Source organism: Massilia genomosp. 1 (assembly GCF_011682185.1).
In the GTDB taxonomy this organism is placed as follows: Bacteria; Pseudomonadota; Gammaproteobacteria; order Burkholderiales; family Burkholderiaceae_D; genus Telluria_A; species Telluria_A rubra.
This window is the reverse complement of sequence record NZ_WHJF01000290.1, coordinates 1-1,294: the sequence shown is the minus strand read 5'-3', so window position 1 is coordinate 1,294 and position 1,294 is coordinate 1. Positions and strand designations below refer to the sequence as shown.

Annotated in this window: 1 protein-coding gene and 1 pseudogene; one reads left to right on the top strand and one right to left on the bottom strand. The window is 57.6% G+C overall.

What is annotated here, in order from left to right; translation table 11 throughout:
- Nucleotides 1–194: pseudogene (locus F1735_RS33645) on the bottom strand (IS4 family transposase); the annotation flags it as partial.
- Between the two features lie 222 nt (nt 195–416).
- Between F1735_RS33645 and F1735_RS33640 the strand changes: the two are divergent.
- On the top strand, nt 417–1,088 hold the full coding sequence (locus F1735_RS33640; RefSeq protein ID WP_167241358.1) for a PEP-CTERM sorting domain-containing protein: 672 nt from the start codon (nt 417–419) through the stop codon (nt 1,086–1,088).
- Nucleotides 1,089–1,294: the final 206 nt, after the last annotated feature.

The window sequence follows — 1,294 nt, the reverse complement described above, 5'->3', positions numbered from 1 at the left end:
TCGAGGCGACTGGCGCGCAGGCCGAAACGCACCGTCGAGGCGTCGGCGGCGACCAGGCGCAAGCCACACCAGCGCGGCACGAACCCGTGCTGCTCGGCGCGCTCGACGAGCCAGTCGTTGAGCGAAGCGATGGCGGTCAGGGACAGCTTGGCGCGCGCTTGCGCGAACGCCTGCTCGGACACCATACGCAGCAATTCGGCCTTCCCTGGTAAGGCTGACTACCGGTGCAGCGCGTGTTGATGATCAGCGAATGGTGCGCGGCTCAGGCGGCCATGCTCCTGCCGAATGACCGACAAAGGAAGCAGCCGCCGTTGTCGCCAAGAACGGCTCTCAGATGTATATTGTTGCCTTCCGCTTAAGATTTCATGCGGAAGTTTCTTGCTAACCAAGCAATCATCTATCCAGGAGAGATTTCAATGAAAAAAATCGTGTCGATATTAGTAGTAGCAAGTGGGTTACTCGCTCACACGGCGCATGCCGAAATAGTCAGCTTCGAATTTACGGGCGTGATTTCGCGCATCTCAGCGCAATACGAAGGTAGAATCACCGATAAAACGTCAGCGCTGGTGGAAGATGGCAGCTTCGCACTGGGACAGGCGTTTACTGGTTTGCTTAGCTATTCCACCAATGCACCGCCTTACCCTCTATCCAGTAGCAACAGCTGGTACAGCAGCAGCTATGCGGCGCCGGGGGACTTTGTTCTCAGCTTCCCATCAAGCAAAGTATCGCTCTCGAACGACAAGCAACCGTATTTCATCAACGTGTCGAACGGGTCAGGAAGCTGGAGTGACGATGCGCTTAACGTTGTGGCGCTCGGAGCGAAAAACTTCGGCCTGCGGCTAGCGGACAATACCAATAGCGTCTTTACCGATGCGAATTTGCCCACGACGCTGGCACTATCGTCGTTCTCGTATGCGCAAGCGTACTTGGCCTCTCGCGGCGTAGACGGAAGTCCCTACACCTACACGATCAGCGGGGAGATCACTTCCCTAACCAAGATCTCGCCGGTTCCGGAACCCGGCATGGCCTGGCTGATGTTGGGCGGTCTTGCGGCACTGGGCGCACGCCGCTTCCTGCGCAAGACCTGAGCCTGATTAGCACAGTGCTGCCCTATTTCATCGGGCTGCACTGTGAGGTGTCGCTACCTTCCAGTCATGGCTGGTTTTCCGTAAGCGGTCGCTCAGCGGCGTTATTGCGCGACCCGATGGCGATCTGGAGAATGCATCCCTGGTGACAAACGAATCCCAGGGAGATGGCAATGGACGCAGGTAAGCGGGCAGTCAAGCGGGTGAAC